This window comes from Pseudomonas orientalis (genome assembly GCF_001439815.1).
Classification (GTDB): domain Bacteria; phylum Pseudomonadota; class Gammaproteobacteria; order Pseudomonadales; family Pseudomonadaceae; genus Aquipseudomonas; species Aquipseudomonas orientalis.
This window is the reverse complement of record NZ_JYLM01000003.1, coordinates 506,856-523,856: the sequence shown is the minus strand read 5'-3', so window position 1 is coordinate 523,856 and position 17,001 is coordinate 506,856. Positions and strand designations below refer to the sequence as shown.

The window sequence follows — 17,001 nt, the reverse complement described above, 5'->3', positions numbered from 1 at the left end:
TCCTCAGGTTTTTTTTGGATTCAGGACTTGGCGGTAAAGGCCGCTTCCTGACCGAAACCGGTCGGCGAGGTGGAGCTTGGGGTCTTCAGGCAGGTACCGGCCGGGACCAGTTTCCAGGCGTTGGCCTGGTCTTTGGTTTTCGAGGTGCCGGCGCAGGAAGTGCCGGCGCCTGCGGCGCAGTCGTTCTTGCCGGCTTCGGCGACACCGAAACATTTCTGCATGTCGTCGGCTGCATGGGCGGTGGTGGTGAGGGCAGACAGGCTCAGGGCCGAGCCGAGGGCCATTACGAGGGCGGCGGCGGACAGCTTGGTGGTCATGGTGTATCTCCAGCAGTGGGTTGAAAGGACAGGCTCGATTGCCTGCCTGCACCACTAGAGAGAGCTGGATTGGGTTCGTTACAAGATCAGTCGAAAATTTTTCAAATTACGCAAAACAAATGTGGGAGGGGGCTTGCCCCCGATGGCGGTGTATCAGTCAAAAATGTTCTGACTGAACCACCGCCATCGGGAGCAAGCCCCCTCCCACATTCTAGAGCCAGCGCCGGGTCTTAGCCGCCGAGGTACGCCTCCCGCACCTTGGGATCCGTCAACAGCTGCTCGCCAGTACCTTGCATCACCACCCGGCCGTTCTCCAGCACATAGGCTCGGTCGGCGATTTTCAATGCCTGGTTGGCGTTCTGTTCCACCAGAAACACCGTCACGCCGTCCTTGCGCAGCTGTTCGATGATGTCGAAGATCTGCTGGATGATGATCGGTGCCAGGCCCAGGGACGGTTCGTCCAGGAGCAACAGCTTGGGCTTGCTCATCAATGCGCGGCCGATGGCGAGCATTTGCTGCTCGCCGCCGGACATGGTGCCGCCGCGCTGGCTGAAGCGTTCCTTGAGACGCGGGAACAGGTGCAGCACCTTGTCCATCTGCTCCTGGTAATCGCCCTTGTCGGTAAAGAACCCACCCATGGCCAGGTTCTCTTCGACGGTCAGGCGCGAGAACACGCGACGGCCCTCCGGTACCACCGCAATGCTCTTGCGCATGATGTGCGACGACTGCTGGCCCACCAGTTCTTCACCCATGTAACGGATGCTGCCGCTGTGGGCCTGGGGCGAACCGCACAGGGTCATCAGCAGGGTGGACTTGCCGGCACCGTTGGCGCCGATCAGGGTAACGATCTCACCCTGGCGCACTTCCACGTTGACGCTGTGCAGGGCCTGGATCTTGCCGTAGAAAGTGGAAACGTTTTCGAATTGCAGCATTTTACGCTTCCCCCAGATAGGCTTTGATCACTTCGGGATTGTCGCGGATCTGCTCCGGCGTCCCGTCGGCCAGCGGCGTGCCCTGGTTGATCACCACGATATGGTCGGAAATGCTCATGACCAGCTTCATGTCGTGTTCGATCAACAGCACGGTGGCGTTGTTTTCCTCACGCAACACGCCGATCAGCGCCTTGAGGTCTTCGGTTTCCTTGGGGTTCAGGCCGGCCGCCGGTTCGTCGAGCATCAGGATCCGCGGGCGGGTCATCATGCAGCGGGCGATTTCCAGGCGACGTTGCTGGCCGTAGGCGAGGGTGCCTGCGGGGCGGTTGGCAAACTCGGTCAGGTTGACCTTGTCCAGCCAGTATTCCGCGTATTCCATGGCCTCGCGCTCGCTCTTGCGGAACGCCGGGGTCTTGAACAGGCCTGCGAAGAAGTTGGTGTTCAGGTGACGGTGCTGGGCGATCAGCAGGTTCTCGACCGCCGTCATGTCCTTGAACAGGCGCACGTTCTGGAACGTGCGCACCACCCCCTTGCGGGCGATCTCGTGACCGGCCAGGCCCTGGATCGGCTGACCGTCCAGCAGGATGCTGCCGCCGCTCGGCTTGTAGAAACCGGTAAGGCAGTTGAACACCGTGGTCTTGCCGGCGCCGTTGGGGCCGATCAGCGCTACGACCTGTTTCTCCTTGACGGTCAGGGCGACGCCGTTGACCGCCAGCAAGCCGCCGAAGCGCATGCTCAGATTTTCGACTTTCAGGATCTCGCGGCTCATTTGCGCAGCTCCATGTGTGGACGTTGCATGGGCAGCAGGCCTTGAGGGCGCCAGATCATCATCAGCACCATCATGGCGCCGAACATCAACATGCGGTATTCGCTGAACTCACGCATCATTTCCGGCAGCAGAATCATCACGATCGCCGCCAGGATCACACCCAGTTGCGAGCCCATGCCACCCAGTACCACGATGGCGAGGATGATCGCCGACTCGATGAACGTGAACGACTCCGGGGTCACCAGGCCTTGGCGCGCGGCGAAGAAGCTGCCGGCAAAACCGGCGAACGCGGCACCCAGGGTGAACGCGGAGAGTTTGATGATGGTCGGGTTCAAGCCGAGGGCGCGGCAGGCGATTTCATCTTCGCGCAAGGCTTCCCAGGCGCGGCCGATGGGCATGCGCAGCAAACGATTGATCACGAACAGCGCCGCCAGCGCCAGCAACAGGGCGACCAGGTACAGGAACACCACTTTGCTCACCGGGTTGTAGGCAATCCCGAAGTATTCGTGGAAAGTCTGCATGCCTTCGGCGGCAGTGCGGTCGAACGACAGTCCGAAGAACGTCGGCTTAGGGATGCTGCTGATGCCGTTGGGGCCGCCGGTGATGTCGGTGAGGTTGCGCAGGAACAGGCGGATGATTTCCCCGAAGCCCAGTGTCACGATGGCCAGGTAGTCACCGCGCAGACGCAACACCGGAAAGCCCAGCAGGAAGCCGAAGGTGGCTGCCGCCATCCCCGCCAATGGCAGGCATACCCAGAAGCTCCAGCCCAGGTAGTGCGAGAGCAGCGCGTAGGTATAGGCACCCACGGCATAGAAGCCCACATAGCCCAGGTCGAGCAGCCCGGCCAGACCCACCACGATGTTCAGGCCAAGGCCGAGCAACACGTAGATCAGGATCAGGGTGGCGATGTCGACCGCGCCGCGCGAACCGAAGAACGGCCAGATCAACGCCGCGATGATCAGGGCGATGATGATGTAGCGCTGGGTGCGCGGCAGGGTCAGGAATTGGCTGACCTTGGGCGACACCAGCGGCGCACGGTTGCCCTTGAACAGGGCGCCGACCTGCTGGGTGAACAGCACGCGCAGGAACATCAGCACCGAGCACAGGGCTATCACGCTCAGCGTCAGCGGCCCGGTTCCGTGCACTTCCAGGTTGATGCCGACAATGCTCAGCTTGAGGCCGAGTACCGGAAAGGCCACGGCCCATACCAGCAAGGCGCTGAAAAACGCCGATTTAAGATATCTGCTCATACTTTCTCAACCTCCGGACGGCCGAGGATGCCGGTCGGACGGAACAACAACACCAGAACCAACAAGCCGAATGCCACGACGTCCTTGTACTGGTCACCGAAGATATCGGCGCCGAAGGCTTCGGCCACGCCCAGCACCAGCCCGCCGAGCATGGCGCCCGGAATGCTGCCGATGCCGCCCAATACCGCCGCGGTAAAGGCCTTGAGGCCTACCAGGAAGCCGGCGTTGGGGTTGATCACGCCATACTGCATGCTCAGCAACACGGCAGCCACCGCCGCCAGTGCAGCACCGATCACGAAGGTCAGGGCGATGATGTTATTGGTGTTGATGCCCAGCAGGTTGGCCATCTTGATGTCTTCGGCGCAGGCCCGGCAGGCGCGCCCCAGACGAGAGCGGGAAATGAACAGCGTGAGGCCGAGCATGGCCACCAGGGTGACGATGAAGACCAGGATCTGCATGTAGGAGATCAGCACTTCTTCCGCGCCACCGGGGCCGAAGGAAATGCTCCCTGGAATCAGGTTGGGAATGGATTTGTCCTTGGAGTCCTGGGACAGCAATACGGTGTTCTGCAGGAAAATCGACATGCCGATGGCGGAAATCAGCGGGATCAACCGGTTGCTGCCACGCAGGGGGCGGTAGGCAACACGCTCGATACTGTAGCCATAGGCACTGGTCACGACGATCGATGCAAGGAACGCAGCGGTCATCAACAGCGGCAGGGAATGGATGCCCATCATGGCCAGCCCGGCAAGGGCGATGAAGGCCACGTAGGAACCAATCATGTACACCTCGCCATGGGCGAAGTTGATCATTCCAATGATGCCGTAGACCATTGTGTAGCCAATGGCTATCAAGGCATAGGTGCTGCCAATGGTCAGGCCATTAACCAGCTGTTGGAAAAAATGATAGAGCTCAGGCATTACAGCGCTCCTAAAAACCCGATACGCATTTCACTGGTGGAGTCATTTTCGGCCCGTGCCCTGTTCTATGACCAGGTTGCACAAAGCGTTTGCCAGCGAACCGCTGGTGACGGTTTTAAGATTTTCAGGTGAGCCAGCGCCCGGATCGCGGGTGACATGGCCCATAAACCTCGTAAAACAAAGCCCACTGCTCTCACAGTGGGCTTGTTGACCAGTAACGCCTGGCTTACTGAGGGGAAACTTCGGTTTTTGGTTTGCCGAAGTGCCATTCGTAGACCACGAACTTGAAGTCCTTCAGGTCGCCCTTGGCGTCGAAGCTCAGGTCACCGGTAGGGGTCTTGAAGGTACCTGCGTGAATGGCTTCGGCCACTTTGGCGGTGTCTTCGCTTTTCGCGGCGGTAATACCGGCGGCGATCACTTCGACAGCCGAATAAGCCGGGAACACGAACGGACCGGTCGGGTCCTGTTTGTTCTTGGCAAACGCTTCAACGATGGCTTTGTTGGCAGGATCGGTGTCGAAGGATTTCGGCAGGGTTACCAGCAGGCCTTCGGAAGCGCCCTGGGCGATTTGCGAGATGGAGTCGTTGCCGACGCCTTCAGGGCCCATGAACTTGGCATTCAGGCCTTTTTCCTTGGCCTGGCGCAGGATCAGGCCCAGCTCAGGGTGGTAGCCGCCGTAGTAGACGAAGTCGACGTTGGCTTGCTTGAGTTTCTGGATGATCGAGGAGAAGTCCTTGTCACCGGCGTTCAGGCCTTCGAAGACGGCAACTTTGACGCCTTTTTCTTCAAGGGTTTTCTTCACGGCGCTGGCGATGCCTTCACCGTATTGCTGCTTGTCGTGCAGGACGGCAACGATCTTCGGCTTCACGTGGTCGGCGATGTAGTTGCCGGCCGCCGGGCCTTGTGCGCTGTCCAGGCCGATGGTGCGGAAGATCAGCTTGTAGCCTCGGGCGGTGATTTCCGGGCTGGTGGCTGCCGGGGTAATCATGATGACGCCTTCGTCTTCATAAATATCCGACGCGGGCTGAGTGGAGCTGGAGCAGAGGTGACCGACCACGAACTTGACGCCGTCATTGACCACTTTGTTGGCGACGGCAACGGCTTGTTTCGGATCGCAGGCGTCGTCGTATTCCTTGGCTTCAAGCATCTTGCCGTCCACGCCGCCCTTGGCGTTGATGTCGGCGATGGCCTGCTTGGCACCCATGAATTGCATGTCGCCGTATTGCGTTACCGGACCGGTCTTGGGACCCGCGATACCGATCTTGATGGTGTCGGCTGCGAACGAATGGCCGGCAACCCCAGCCAGGACCATAGCGGCAAACAGTTTGGAAATCTGCTTAGTAGCCTTATTCATAGTGCTCCACTCTTACTGTTGTATTTTTTATAGTTCTAGCGGCCTTGTGAGCTGCAGAACCGGATCGGATATCGCGGATATCCCCCGGCATTGCCCCGGCAACTGTACCGGTACAGTGTAGAGCGCCGGTTGATCGCTTGAAAAGCTGGCTGCCGAGGGCAAAACGCAGTGGTGTCGCTTAAATGAAAGAAAAAGACAGAATTGCGGCGGGGTAATGCCAGCCCTTCAAGCATTCCCTGGCTTTTCCGACACTTTCAATCGCTACCTCATTTGCTACTGGGTTTTTCTGACTGAGCCACGACGCTATGATTGCGCCGATTTTTTACTCAGGTGAACTCCCATGACGCAAGAACCTAGCACCCTCTATGCCAAGCTGCTCGGTGAAACCGCCGAAATTTCCTGGAAGGAGCTCGAACCGTTCTTTGCCAAGGGTGCCCTATTGTGGGTCGAAGCCGGCCTGGATTTGATCGAAGCGGCCGAGGCAATGGCCGAGGACAATCGCGATAAAGTCGCTGCGTGGCTGGCTGCGGGGAGCGTTGGCGAAGTGTCTGCGACGCGGGCGCTGGACCTGGTCGAGCGTGACCCTGGACTGTGGGCGGTAGTGGTCTCGCCGTGGATTTTGATCCAGGAAAGGGCGGCGTAAGAGTGTCGTGATCGAAAAAGGTGCACTGCTTGCGCCTGGGCAAGTGTGTAGCGGAGTAACCGCTTGCCCGGTGATGGCACCTTGCCGTAGAGAAAGGTCACAGCTGACGGTGACGTTAACGTCACGGGAACAGTTGGGCAGCAGGCGTTAATGCCGGGAAATTGTTTCAAGGTATTGGAATTCTGGCCGCGTCAGCGAATGGGCCTCACTGTGGAAGGCGGGCTGATGCGCGCCGGGGCAGGCGCCTTGGGCGGTGCCGCATCTTTATTGCCGGCTGCGCTGAACGTGTGAAGCGGATTGCGTATCTGCATGCCTTGCATGACGCCGATGATATCGTTGAAAGCCACCGCCGGGCTCAGCAGATAACCCTGAATGAAATCGCAGCCATGCTGCAGCAACAGCTCGAATTGCGCCTGGGTTTCCACCCCTTCGGTCACCACTTCCAGGTGCAGGGTATGGGCCATGCCAATAATGGCCTGGACGATTTCGCTGTCGGCGGTGGATTTGGGAATGTCCTGGATAAACGAGCGGTCGATTTTCAAGGTGGTGAGCGGCAGGCGCTTGAGATAGGCCAGGGATGAATAGCCGGTGCCGAAGTCATCGATCGCCAGGGAGACACCCAGGGCACGAATCTGCCGCAACAAGGCCAGGGTGCTGCTGATATTGCCCATCAACGCGTTTTCGGTGACTTCCAGCTCCAGGCGATTGGCGGCGATGCTGGCAAAGCGCAGGGCGGCTTCGATTTCGTCCGCCAATTCATCCCGAGCCAGATTCAGGGCCGAGCAGTTCACGGACATGGTCAGTTCGGTGTAGCCACGATCAGACAGCAGGCTCAGATCGTGACAGGCCTGGCGCAATACCCAGTGGTCCAGTTCGGCAATCAGCCCGTTACTCTCGGCAATCCCGATAAACCGGTCCGGCGCCAGCAGGCCGTGTTGCGGATGCTGCCAGCGCACCAGCGCCTCCAGGCGCGTGACCTTGCCCAGCTTCATGTCGAATATCGGCTGATAGAACAGCACCAGTTCGTTACGTGTGCGCAGGGCGGCGCGCAATTCTTCCTCAAGCTGCAGCTCAAGGAAGGCGCGGGTTTTGAGGTTGGCACTGAAGAAGTGCAGGCTGTTGCGCCCGGCGTCCTTGGATTGGTAAAGCGCAAGGTCAGCGGTTTTCAGCAGTTCTTCACAGGTCTGGCCATCATCGGGAAACAGGCTGATACCGATGCTGGTGGTCATGACCATGCGCCGGCCGGCCAGCTCGATGGGTTCTTTCATCTTTTGCATGATGCGCTGGGCCATGTGCCGCGCTTCGTCGCGATGATGGATATTGATCAGGATGCAGAACTCATCCCCGCCAAAACGCGCGACCACGTCGGCATGGCTGCGCACCGAACTCTTGATATGGCTGGCCAGCACGGTGAGCAACTGGTCGCCAGCGTCATGCCCAAGGCTGTCATTGATGCGCTTGAAGTGGTCGATGTCGAGGAAGATCACCGCCATCATGCCGTTGGAGGCGGTTTTTTCTGCGACCTTTTCCGCAAAGATCTGGTTGAAGCCCCGGCGGTTGAGCAAGCTGGTCAGCGCATCGTAATGAGCGACCTGCTGCAACGAGGCGCGTGCCTGGTCCAGTTCGCTGAGCAGCGCGTTGACCCGGCGCAGGTCGCGTTCCTTGTGCTGCAGCTTTTTATCCGCCAGGGCGGCGCTGACGCTGCTGCCGATGACCAGCAAGGTAATCACCGCCACCGACAGGCCCAGCTGTATAGGGTTGTTATCCACCGGCAATGCCAGATTCACGCCGTTGGGTACCAGCATTTGCATGGCCGCCATGCCGGTGAAATGCATGCTCAGGATGCCGGCGCCCAGCACCAGGCTGGCGGCGTATTTGAGCAATTGGTGAAACACGCCGGCACCGTTGCGCAGGTAGCTCGATAGCAACAACGCTGCCAGGCTCGCGCCTATGGCAATCGCCACCGACACCATGAACAGCCCGGAATCGAAATACACCTGGGCCTGTGAGCGCATGGCCGACATACCGACGTAGTGCATCAGCGCGATCCCCAGACCCATCCACAGCGAGGCCAGCACGTACTGGTGCAACCGCAGGCGTGCATGGCTGAGGGTCTGCATGGCGAACAGCGAGGCGATCAACGCGATGACCAGCGAGACGAAGGTCATGATCAATTCGTAATGAATGGCGATGGGCGCCTGGAAGGCCAGCATGCTGATGAAGTGGGTCGACCAGATGCCGCCCGCCAGGCATCCCGCGCCCAGCCAACGCCAGTGGCGGCGGGCGGTGGGGTCTTCTACATGGCCGACGCGTTCGGCCATGTCCAACGTGCCGAAGCCCGCCGCGCAGGCGACCAGATAAGCCAACAGCACCAGAAAGGGGTTATGACTGCAATTGAGTAATAAGTGCCCGTTGTCTGGAAGGTCGGTGAAAAAGTGCAGTCCCAGCCATTCCATAGTGTGTCCCGTCATAGCGTGGCATCACAGCCTGAGGCGGTGACCTGTGCAGTCGAGTATAGAAGCCTCGCGGGATTTGCCATGAATAATGGCACTTTGATGCAACTGTTTTTGCATGTCGTACATAGCGTTCGATGCTAAGCGCTGATGGGCAGATCCAGTTCGAACGGTCGCTCTTCGAGGGGCGCCAGGCCGAACGCGGCACGGGCGGCGTCGCAATCGAGGTTTTGTACACCCTGGCTCCACGAGGCGTCGAACTCGCGGCAGGGACTCGAGCGTTGTTCATAAATCGAACAGCGTGTGCTGTTACCCACTTCGCCCTCGAGGCTGCAGCAGCGCGCGGGCTTCTGGTCGGTTCCGATCATCGCCACGCGGGTGGGGTTGATCTGCACCACCAGGTCATCGGGCACCGTACCGCCTGACGAGGCGCACTCGCCCCAGAAGAAAGACACACGAAAGTATGAACAGCAGGCACCGCAATTCAGACACGGACTGGCTTCGGACATGGGCGTCATCGATTAAGAGTAGGTAAGGGGGACTGCGGGAAGGCTCGCCATTCTATCTGGGCCATGGCCGTTGGGAAGGGGGGCGCATGGATATATTTTCCGTAGGGAAAGTCCCGTAGTTTCGGGGATATCACGCCCTATCAGCTTTACGAATCATTACAGACAAGCGCCGTCAGCCTGACTATGTTGCAGCTACCGAGCAGGATGCGGTGGGCATCGCAGCTCTCATAACAATAAAGAGACGGACCCATGCAGAACTCGACCCAAGCGGCGAATGCCTGGCGCATTCTGTTCCTGCTGTTCCTCGCCAATCTGTTCAACTTCTTCGACCGCACCATTCCCGCGATCATCATCGAGCCGATCCGCATGGAGTGGCACCTGAGCGACTTCCAGCTCGGCATCATCGGTACCTCCTTCACCATCGTCTATGCCATTGCCGGGCTGCCGCTGGGCCGTTTGGCCGACACGGGTTCGCGCAGCAAATTGATGGGCTGGGGCCTGTTTGCCTGGAGCGGGCTGACGGCGATCAATGGCCTGGTTGGCAGTTTCTGGAGCTTCCTGCTGGTGCGCATGGGTATCGGCATCGGGGAAGCCAGTTATGCCCCCGCCGCCAATTCGCTGATCGGCGATCTGTTTCCCGCCCATCGCCGGGCGCGCGCCATGGGCATCTTCATGCTCGGCCTGCCGTTGGGCTTGTTGCTCGCATTCTTCACCATCGGTGCGATGGTCAAGGCGTTCGACAGCTGGCGTGCGCCGTTCTTTATTGCCGCCGTGCCGGGGCTGATCCTCGCGGTGTTCATGTTCTACATCAAGGAGCCCAAACGCGGCGCGGCGGAGTCGGTGCAAGTGTCCCAGGAGCGCGTCGACCGTCCGATCCGCCGCGTCCTGGCGGTGCCGACCTTCCTGTGGCTGGTGCTGGCCGGGCTGTGCTTCAACTTCGCCACCTACGCGTGCAACTCGTTCCTGGTGCCGATGCTGCAACGTTACTTCCTGATGCCTTTGCAGGATGCGGCGGTGGCCACCGGTGTGATCGTCGGCCTGACCGGTCTGGTGGGCCTGACCCTGGGTGGCTGGATTGCCGACAAGATCCATCAGCGGGTCGCCAATGGCCGGCTGTTGTTCGCCGCGTGCAGCCTGATCATCTCCACCGTCACCACGGCTTGGGCCTTGCATGCCGGGCGTATTGAGATTGGCGTGTTCGTCTTGCTGTTCAGCGTGGGCTGGTTGTTTGCGTACAACTTCTATACCTGCGTGTACACGGCGATCCAGGACGTGGTTGAGCCGCGCCTGCGGGCCACGGCGATGGCGTTGTTCTTTGCCGGTTTGTATCTGCTGGGCGGGGGGATGGGGCCGATTGTGGTGGGTGGACTGTCTGATCACTTTGCGCATGCGGCGATGTATGCGGCCGGTGCGCAGCAGATGACCGAGGCTTATAAAGCGGTGGGGTTGCATGACGCCATGTACCTGATTCCGGTGGCGCTGTTTTTGACCATGCTGTTTTTGTTTCAGGCTTCGCGCAGTTTTGTGCGTGATGCCAGGCGGATGAAGGAGGGGTTGGGTGTGGTGGAGGTGCCGGCTGCTGCGGCAACGGCTTGAGACCGGGGTGACTCTATCGGGGGCAAGCCTCCCACATTTTGACTTGTGAACACAGTCAAGTGTGGGAGGGGGCTTGCCCCCGATGGCGGTCTCTAGGCCGGCCGGGATGCTGGATCAGACCGGGTACATATCCATTATTTAGGTAACGGCCACTTAGGGTTCCGCCCTTACGGCGGCTCACTTTTGAAAAGCGCAAAAGTAAGCAAAACGCTCTTGCCCCACCACTCGGCACCTCGCCTAGGCTCGGTGTGCCCGAACGCAGGCTTGAATCCGTGGGCCGCCGCCACGCGCCATCCATGGCGCGGGGCGGCTAACCCGGCGTCCTGCCGGGTTGCCCACGGATTCAAGCCTGCGTTCGGCCAGCGTGGTTTAACGGGGCGCCTGAGATCAAAAGCAGATCAAGATCAAGATCAAGAGCGACTCGCTGCGCATCGTGGTTAGCGGTTTAGCGGTGTGCGCTACAAAGTTGTGTGGATACCTATGCCCCGATGAGGCCCTGAAGGCTTATAAAAAAGGCCCGCATTGTGTGCGGGCCTCTCTTTTTTCAGCAGGCAGTGATCAACCCGCCACCAGCACTCGAATCGCTTCGAGGCGCAACGCCGCCTTGTCGAGCATGGCCAGGCCTTGCTCGCGCTGGTTGCGCAGGGCCACCAACTCGCTGTCGCGTACGGTCGGGTTGACCGCTTGCAGCGCGGTCAAACGTGCCAGCTCTTCGTCGGTGTCGGCCGCCAGGCGACGCTTGGCCTCGGCCACGCGCTCGGCGTGACGCGGGGCGATCTTCTCTTCGCCGGCGTTGATGCGCGGCGTCAACTGGTCGCGCTGGGCCTGTACGAATTTGTTGGCGCTGGCGCGCGGCACGCTTTCCAACTGGTCGTTCAAGGTCACGAACGACACGCGGCCGGACAGGTCATTGCCGTTGGCATCCAGCAGGCAGCGCAAGGCCGCCGGCGGCAGGTAGCGACCCAGCTGCAGCGAGCGCGGGGCAACCACTTCGCTGACATACAGCAGCTCCAGCAGGACGGTACCCGGCTTGAGCGCCTTGTTCTTGATCAGTGCCACGGCGGTGTTGCCCATGGAACCGGACAGCACCAGGTCCATGCCGCCTTGCACCATCGGGTGTTCCCAGGTGATGAACTGCATGTCTTCACGCGACAGTGCCTGGTTGCGGTCGTAGGTGATGGTCACGCCTTCGTCGTCGCCCAGGGGGAAGCTGGCGTCGAGCATTTTTTCGCTGGGCTTCAAGATCAGCGCGTTTTCCGAATGGTCCTCGCTGTCGATGCCGAAGGCGTCGAACAGGGTTTCCATGTAGATCGGCAGGGCGAACTGGTCGTCCTGCTCGAGGATGTCCTCGACCAGCGCATCGCCTTCACCGGCGCCGCCGGAGTTGAGTTCCAGCAAACGGTCGCGACCGGTGTGCAGCTCCTGCTCCAGGCGCTCGCGCTCGGCCCGGGCCTGGTCGATCAGGGCCTGCCACTCGCCGTCGTCGGCATTCTCCAGCAGCGGCAGCAGGCGTGGGCCGAACTGATGCTGCAGGGCGTTGCCGGTGGGGCAAGTGTTGAGGAAGGCATTGAGCGCTTCGTGGTACCACTGGAACAAACGCTCTTGCGGGCTGGTTTCCAGGTACGGCACGTGCAGTTCGATCACGTGTTTCTGGCCGATCCGGTCCAGACGGCCGATGCGCTGTTCCAGCAGGTCGGGGTGGGACGGCAGGTCGAACAGCACCAGGTGGTGGGAGAACTGGAAGTTGCGGCCTTCACTGCCGATTTCCGAACAGATCAGCACCTGGGCGCCAAATTCTTCATCCGCGAAGTACGCCGCAGCGCGGTCGCGTTCGAGGATGTTCATGCCCTCATGGAACACCGTGGCCGGAATGCCGGAGCGTACGCGCAGGGCGTCTTCCAGATCCATGGCGGTTTCGGCGTGGGCGCAGATCACCAGGACCTTGGTGCGCTTGAGCATTTTCAGCTGGTCGATCAGCCACTCGACACGCGGGTCGAAACGCCACCAGCGGTTTTCTTCCTCGATGTCCGGTTGCGCCTGGAAGCTGACTTCGGGGTACAGCTCGGCGTGTTCGCCCAGCGGCAGCTCCATGTATTCGTCCGGGTTCGGCAGCGGGTAGGCGTGCAGCTTGCGCTCGGGGAAACCCTGCACGGCGGCGCGGGTGTTGCGAAACAGCACGCGGCCGGTGCCGTGGCGGTCGAGCAGTTCACGCACCAGGCGTGCGCTGGCTTCGGTATCGCCATCGTTGACGGCGGTGAGCAAGGCTTCACCTTCGTTGCCAAGGAAACCCTGGATGGTCTTGTGCGCGGCAGGCGACAAACGACCCTTGTCCAGCAGCTCCTGCACGGCTTCGGCGACCGGGCGGTAGTTCTCGCTCTCGGCGCGGAAGGCTTGCAGGTCGTGGAAGCGGTTCGGGTCGAGCAGGCGCAGGCGCGCGAAGTGGCTGTCCTGGCCCAGTTGTTCCGGGGTGGCGGTGAGCAGCAGCACGCCTGGAATCACTTCGGCCAGTTGCTCGACCAGCGAGTACTCGGCGCTGGCCTTGTCTTCGTGCCACACCAGGTGGTGGGCTTCGTCGACCACCAGCAGGTCCCAACCGGCGGCGAACAGCGCGTCCTGGGCCTTCTCGTCGTCCACCAGCCATTCCAGGGCGACCAGCGCCAGCTGAGTGTCTTCGAACGGGTTGGTGGCATCGCTTTCGATAAAGCGCTCTTCGTCGAACAACGCAACCTGCAGGTTGAAGCGGCGGCGCATTTCCACCAGCCACTGGTGCTGCAGGTTTTCCGGCACCAGGATCAGCACGCGGCTGGCGCGGCCCGAGAGCAACTGGCGATGGATCACCAGGCCCGCTTCGATGGTCTTGCCCAGGCCCACTTCGTCGGCCAGCAATACCCGTGGCGCGATACGGTCGGCGACTTCACGGGCGATGTGCAGTTGGTGGGCAATCGGTTGCGCACGCACGCCGCCCAGGCCCCACAGCGAGGACTGCAGTTGGCGGCTGGTGTGTTCCAGGGTGTGGTAGCGCAGCGAGAACCAGGCCAGCGGGTCGATCTGCCCGGCGAACAGGCGGTCGCTGGCCAGGCGGAACTGGATGAAGTTGGACAGTTGGGTTTCCGGCAGGGTGACCTGCTCGTTCTGCCCATTGAGGCCGTGGTAGACCAGCAGGCCATCGACGTCATCGACTTCCTGTACGGTCATTTTCCAGCCTTCGAAATGGGTGATGCTGTCGCCCGGCGAAAACCTCACGCGGGTGAGGGGCGCATTCCGTAGCGCATACTGGCGAGTGTCGCCAGTGGCCGGATAGAGCACGGTCAACAAGCGGCCGTCCTGTGCCAGAACGGTGCCTAACCCCAGCTCTGCTTCGCTGTCACTAATCCAGCGTTGCCCCGGTTGATACTGCTGCGCCATGCTGCCTGACTCCCGCCGTGAAAAAGCCGACTATCTTAACGGAACAAGGCCCCACGCCCAAGGACTCTGACAAAACTACCGGGTTGGCACACAGGCCTGCGGGCCAAATCGACGGGTGGCAGGGCACTCGCAACTGTCGACTGGGTCACAGCTTGGCGAGCGAGCGCTCAAGTCGCCCTGGGGCGCGCCGACAGCCTGATGACCAGGAGAATCAAGATTATGTTGCCACCCATGCTGCCCGTCAGTGTCGTGCCGGTCACGTCGCAACTCGATCCGGTGCGCCAGAAGCCGGATATCCCACCCGTTGTGCCGGTTCAAGCGGGCTCCAACGAGAGCACCATCGACCTGAAAAAAGGCGATGCGGAGCAATCGACCTTTCTGCTGCGCGAAGAACAACGCCGCCAGCAAGAGCAGCAAAAACGTCAGCGTGAAGCCGGCGACGACCCTGAGCAGCACCTGCCGATCCCCGGTGACCTGCTCAACGCCGACAACACCGTTCCCGTAGCGCCGCTGATTGAAGATGCGCCGCGCCAGGGCCTCTGGGTGGATATCGAGGTCTAGCAAAAGGCGCGCACCGGTCGACGGTGTGCCTTTTGTCGCCCGCTGATTTGCCGTCTGGCGCAGGAGCCCGCATTATTCAGGCACTCCTGCCACAACATAAGCCAAGCCATGAGCAACGACGACAAGCTGATCGACCTGAATGCCGAGCGCGCCAAGCGTGTGCATGACCTCAATGACAAACGCCTGAATGAAGTGCGCCAGGCGTTTGAACAGGCGATGCCCTTGGGTAAAGCCAAGAAGAAAGCGAAGAACAAGCCGAAAAAACGTTGAATCAACTTGCCTGGATTGATCCAGGTCAGTTATTGCCCTTCTTTACGCCCCGTCGCGGGCGACATTGATCCCCGTCAATTTTCCACTTCGCCTTCTCGATTAACTTAGCCCTATCGCAACAGGGCAAGTGCAGGAGGCCGGTCATGTTTATCGATAATGTGGTATTTGCCGGAGTGCTGACCGTTAGCCTCATGGTGCTGTTTTTTGCAGGGTTTGGATTTTTTATCTGGAAAGACGCAAACAAGCGTAAAAAACCCTAGGTTTTTCCGGATTACAGGGCACGCAAGGCATTTTGGGCGACTTCGGTCGCCCTTTTTTTTGCTGATCGTTTTCCCACGCTCTGCATGGGAATGCCGCCTTGGACGCTCCGCGTCCCGCTGTTGAGGCCCGGCATGGGTGACGCGGAGCGTCACGGGATGCATTCCCACGCAGAGCGTGGGAGCGATCATCAGGGCCATAAAAAAAGGTGCGATTCTGGCGAATCGCACCTTTTTTATTGCAGGCGACTAATCAGCTGCCCAGCGCCCAGGACGCCAGCCAGAACAACCCGGCCGAGAGGCCCACGGTGGCCGGCAAGGTCAACACCCAAGCCATCAGGATGGTCTTGACCGTGCCGCCTTGCAGGCCGCTTTTGTTCGCGACCATGGTACCGGCCACGCCGGAAGACAACACGTGGGTGGTGGACACCGGCAGGGCGAAGATATTGGCAAAGCCGATCATGGTGGCGGTGGTGATCTGGGCCGACATGCCTTGGGCATAGGTCATGCCCTGCTTGCCGATCTTCTCACCGATGGTCAGCACCACACGTTTCCAGCCGACCATGGTGCCCAGGCCCAGGGCCAGTGCAACCGCGAGAATCACCCAGAACGGCGCGTACTCGGTCGTGGCGGTCAGGTCCTTGCGCAGCTTGTCGAGGTCGGATTTTTCACGCGCATCCAGGCCAGGCAGCTTGCCGACCTTCTTCGCGGTATCGTCCAGGCAGAGCAGGTAACGACGGACTTCAATACGCTGGTCGGCGCTCAAGGCGTGGTAGTCGGAAACGCCTTTGAGCGTGTCGACCAGCGCGTTGATCGTCGGCTCGGTCTGTTGCGGGTTGCATTGGAACTTGCCCGGCAGATCGTCTTTCACGCTTTTGCCCAGGGCCAGGAACTCGCCGAGGGTGGCATTGTTGCGCTGGTAGAACTGGCTCAAATGCACGGTGGCGTCGCGGGTACGTTCGATCTGGTAGGTAGTGCTGCCCAGGTCGAGTACAAATTGCGCCGGCACGATACCGATCAGCACGAGCATGATCAGGCCGATACCTTTTTGCCCATCGTTGGAGCCGTGCACGAAGCTTACGGCCATGGCCGAAATCACCAGCACCAGGCGGTTCCAGAACGGCGGGTGCTTCTTGTCGTCAAGCTTGCGGCGCTGGTCCGGGGTCTTGTGCATCTTCGACAGCGGACGCCACCACTTCAGGCCGATCAGCACCAGGGCTGCGACCAGGAAACCGGCCATCGGCGAGAACACCAGAGACGCACCGATATCAATCGCTTTCTGCCAGTTCACACCGTCAGCCAGGGGAATATCGTTGATCAGCGCGTTGGCCAGGCCCACGCCGAGGATCGAGCCGATCAGCGTGTGGGAACTGGAGGCGGGGATACCGAAGTACCAGGTGCCCAGATTCCAGGTGATCGCCGCCGCCAGCAATGAGAAGACCATCGCCAGACCATGGCCGGTGTTCACATTGATCAGCAACTCCACCGGCAACAGATGCACGATGGCGTAGGCGACACCCACACCGCCGAGCAACACGCCGAGGAAGTTGAACACCCCGGAGAAGAACACGGCCAGGTGCGGCGGCATGGCTTTGGTATAGATGACTGTGGCCACCGCGTTAGCGGTGTCATGAAAGCCATTGATGAACTCGAAGGCGAGGACAAAGGCCAGGGCGAGCAACAGGCTCACTAGAACCCACGCATCCAGTCCGCTGAATAAATCGATCATGAAGGTTTTCTGACCCGGTCGTAAGGGGGCGCGATT

Annotated in this window: 15 protein-coding genes; 5 read left to right on the top strand and 10 right to left on the bottom strand. The window is 60.4% G+C overall.

From position 1 onward, the window contains the following. Positions 1 to 20 precede the first annotated feature (20 nt). The 6 genes from TU82_RS10565 to TU82_RS10540 all read right to left on the bottom strand — a co-directional run bounded on the left by TU82_RS10565 (position 21) and on the right by TU82_RS10540 (position 5,542). A complete protein-coding gene (locus TU82_RS10565; protein ID WP_057723147.1) occupies positions 21 to 317 on the bottom strand; it encodes a BufA1 family periplasmic bufferin-type metallophore in 297 nt (98 codons plus the stop codon). Positions 318 to 547: 230 nt separating this feature from the next. Continuing rightward, the gene (locus TU82_RS10560; protein WP_017844798.1) at positions 548 to 1,249 is read right to left on the bottom strand and encodes an ABC transporter ATP-binding protein; all 702 of its coding nucleotides are present in this window, start codon (positions 1,247 to 1,249) and stop codon (positions 548 to 550) included. Between the two features lies 1 nt (position 1,250). Next, positions 1,251 to 2,018: a high-affinity branched-chain amino acid ABC transporter ATP-binding protein LivG gene (gene livG / locus TU82_RS10555; RefSeq protein ID WP_012722652.1), complete on the bottom strand. Its 768-nt coding sequence runs from the start codon at positions 2,016 to 2,018 to the stop codon at positions 1,251 to 1,253. Next, the gene (locus tag TU82_RS10550) at positions 2,015 to 3,268 is read right to left on the bottom strand and encodes a high-affinity branched-chain amino acid ABC transporter permease LivM (RefSeq protein ID WP_057723146.1); all 1,254 of its coding nucleotides are present in this window, start codon (positions 3,266 to 3,268) and stop codon (positions 2,015 to 2,017) included. Before TU82_RS10550 ends, livG begins: the two co-directional genes overlap by 4 nt. After that, a complete protein-coding gene (gene livH, locus TU82_RS10545; protein WP_057723145.1) occupies positions 3,265 to 4,188 on the bottom strand; it encodes a high-affinity branched-chain amino acid ABC transporter permease LivH in 924 nt (307 codons plus the stop codon). The genes TU82_RS10550 and livH overlap by 4 nt, the downstream gene beginning before the upstream one ends. 226 nt (positions 4,189 to 4,414) lie before the next feature. Continuing rightward, a complete protein-coding gene (locus TU82_RS10540) occupies positions 4,415 to 5,542 on the bottom strand; it encodes a branched-chain amino acid ABC transporter substrate-binding protein (protein ID WP_057723144.1) in 1,128 nt (375 codons plus the stop codon). Between the two features lie 340 nt (positions 5,543 to 5,882). On the opposite strand from TU82_RS10540, the gene TU82_RS10535 reads away from it, so the two are divergent. Continuing rightward, complete coding sequence (locus TU82_RS10535; RefSeq protein ID WP_057723143.1) at positions 5,883 to 6,185, top strand: DUF2288 domain-containing protein; 303 nt, start codon at positions 5,883 to 5,885, stop codon at positions 6,183 to 6,185. A 191-nt stretch (positions 6,186 to 6,376) separates the two neighbouring features. Here TU82_RS10535 and TU82_RS10530 read toward each other — a convergent pair whose 3' ends face one another. Together TU82_RS10530 and TU82_RS10525 are read right to left on the bottom strand one after the other, a co-directional pair. Beyond that, positions 6,377 to 8,641 (bottom strand): putative bifunctional diguanylate cyclase/phosphodiesterase, encoded by a 2,265-nt coding sequence (locus tag TU82_RS10530; protein WP_057723142.1) that lies wholly within the window; start codon positions 8,639 to 8,641, stop codon positions 6,377 to 6,379. Positions 8,642 to 8,778: 137 nt separating this feature from the next. Further along, positions 8,779 to 9,147 carry a YkgJ family cysteine cluster protein gene (locus TU82_RS10525; protein ID WP_057723141.1) on the bottom strand — a complete coding sequence of 123 codons (369 nt, stop codon included), beginning with the start codon at positions 9,145 to 9,147 and terminating at the stop codon, positions 8,779 to 8,781. A 249-nt stretch (positions 9,148 to 9,396) separates the two neighbouring features. On the opposite strand from TU82_RS10525, the gene TU82_RS10520 reads away from it, so the two are divergent. Continuing rightward, positions 9,397 to 10,743: a spinster family MFS transporter gene (locus TU82_RS10520; RefSeq protein WP_057723140.1), complete on the top strand. Its 1,347-nt coding sequence runs from the start codon at positions 9,397 to 9,399 to the stop codon at positions 10,741 to 10,743. Positions 10,744 to 11,301: 558 nt separating this feature from the next. On the opposite strand, the gene rapA is transcribed toward TU82_RS10520, so the two are convergent. Then, positions 11,302 to 14,148: an RNA polymerase-associated protein RapA gene (gene rapA / locus TU82_RS10515; RefSeq protein ID WP_057723139.1), complete on the bottom strand. Its 2,847-nt coding sequence runs from the start codon at positions 14,146 to 14,148 to the stop codon at positions 11,302 to 11,304. Between the two features lie 219 nt (positions 14,149 to 14,367). On the opposite strand from rapA, the gene TU82_RS10510 reads away from it, so the two are divergent. The 3 genes from TU82_RS10510 (at position 14,368) to ccoM (ending at position 15,239) form a co-directional block, all read left to right on the top strand. Continuing rightward, positions 14,368 to 14,709 carry a hypothetical protein gene (locus tag TU82_RS10510; protein ID WP_057723138.1) on the top strand — a complete coding sequence of 114 codons (342 nt, stop codon included), beginning with the start codon at positions 14,368 to 14,370 and terminating at the stop codon, positions 14,707 to 14,709. A gap of 108 nt (positions 14,710 to 14,817) precedes the next feature. Next, positions 14,818 to 14,979: a hypothetical protein gene (locus TU82_RS28895; RefSeq protein WP_169794958.1), complete on the top strand. Its 162-nt coding sequence runs from the start codon at positions 14,818 to 14,820 to the stop codon at positions 14,977 to 14,979. A 143-nt stretch (positions 14,980 to 15,122) separates the two neighbouring features. Then, complete coding sequence (ccoM, locus tag TU82_RS29345; protein ID WP_057723137.1) at positions 15,123 to 15,239, top strand: cytochrome c oxidase subunit CcoM; 117 nt, start codon at positions 15,123 to 15,125, stop codon at positions 15,237 to 15,239. Positions 15,240 to 15,489: 250 nt separating this feature from the next. Here ccoM and TU82_RS10500 read toward each other — a convergent pair whose 3' ends face one another. Beyond that, entirely contained in the window at positions 15,490 to 16,965 is a 1,476-nt protein-coding gene (locus TU82_RS10500; RefSeq protein WP_057723136.1) for an inorganic phosphate transporter, read from the bottom strand. Positions 16,966 to 17,001: the final 36 nt, after the last annotated feature.

What these genes read in the sequence shown, in the direction of transcription:
- TU82_RS10565 (WP_057723147.1), bottom strand. Translation starts at nt 317, where the DNA reads ATGACCACCAAGCTGTCCGCCGCCGCCCTCGTAATGGCCCTCGGCTCG.
- TU82_RS10560 (WP_017844798.1), bottom strand. Translation starts at nt 1,249, where the DNA reads ATGCTGCAATTCGAAAACGTTTCCACTTTCTACGGCAAGATCCAGGCC.
- livG (WP_012722652.1), bottom strand. Translation starts at nt 2,018, where the DNA reads ATGAGCCGCGAGATCCTGAAAGTCGAAAATCTGAGCATGCGCTTCGGC.
- TU82_RS10550 (WP_057723146.1), bottom strand. Translation starts at nt 3,268, where the DNA reads ATGAGCAGATATCTTAAATCGGCGTTTTTCAGCGCCTTGCTGGTATGG.
- livH (WP_057723145.1), bottom strand. Translation starts at nt 4,188, where the DNA reads ATGCCTGAGCTCTATCATTTTTTCCAACAGCTGGTTAATGGCCTGACC.
- TU82_RS10540 (WP_057723144.1), bottom strand. Translation starts at nt 5,542, where the DNA reads ATGAATAAGGCTACTAAGCAGATTTCCAAACTGTTTGCCGCTATGGTC.
- TU82_RS10535 (WP_057723143.1), top strand. Translation starts at nt 5,883, where the DNA reads ATGACGCAAGAACCTAGCACCCTCTATGCCAAGCTGCTCGGTGAAACC.
- TU82_RS10530 (WP_057723142.1), bottom strand. Translation starts at nt 8,641, where the DNA reads ATGGAATGGCTGGGACTGCACTTTTTCACCGACCTTCCAGACAACGGG.
- TU82_RS10525 (WP_057723141.1), bottom strand. Translation starts at nt 9,147, where the DNA reads ATGTCCGAAGCCAGTCCGTGTCTGAATTGCGGTGCCTGCTGTTCATAC.
- TU82_RS10520 (WP_057723140.1), top strand. Translation starts at nt 9,397, where the DNA reads ATGCAGAACTCGACCCAAGCGGCGAATGCCTGGCGCATTCTGTTCCTG.
- rapA (WP_057723139.1), bottom strand. Translation starts at nt 14,148, where the DNA reads ATGGCGCAGCAGTATCAACCGGGGCAACGCTGGATTAGTGACAGCGAA.
- TU82_RS10510 (WP_057723138.1), top strand. Translation starts at nt 14,368, where the DNA reads ATGTTGCCACCCATGCTGCCCGTCAGTGTCGTGCCGGTCACGTCGCAA.
- TU82_RS28895 (WP_169794958.1), top strand. Translation starts at nt 14,818, where the DNA reads ATGAGCAACGACGACAAGCTGATCGACCTGAATGCCGAGCGCGCCAAG.
- ccoM (WP_057723137.1), top strand. Translation starts at nt 15,123, where the DNA reads ATGTTTATCGATAATGTGGTATTTGCCGGAGTGCTGACCGTTAGCCTC.
- TU82_RS10500 (WP_057723136.1), bottom strand. Translation starts at nt 16,965, where the DNA reads ATGATCGATTTATTCAGCGGACTGGATGCGTGGGTTCTAGTGAGCCTG.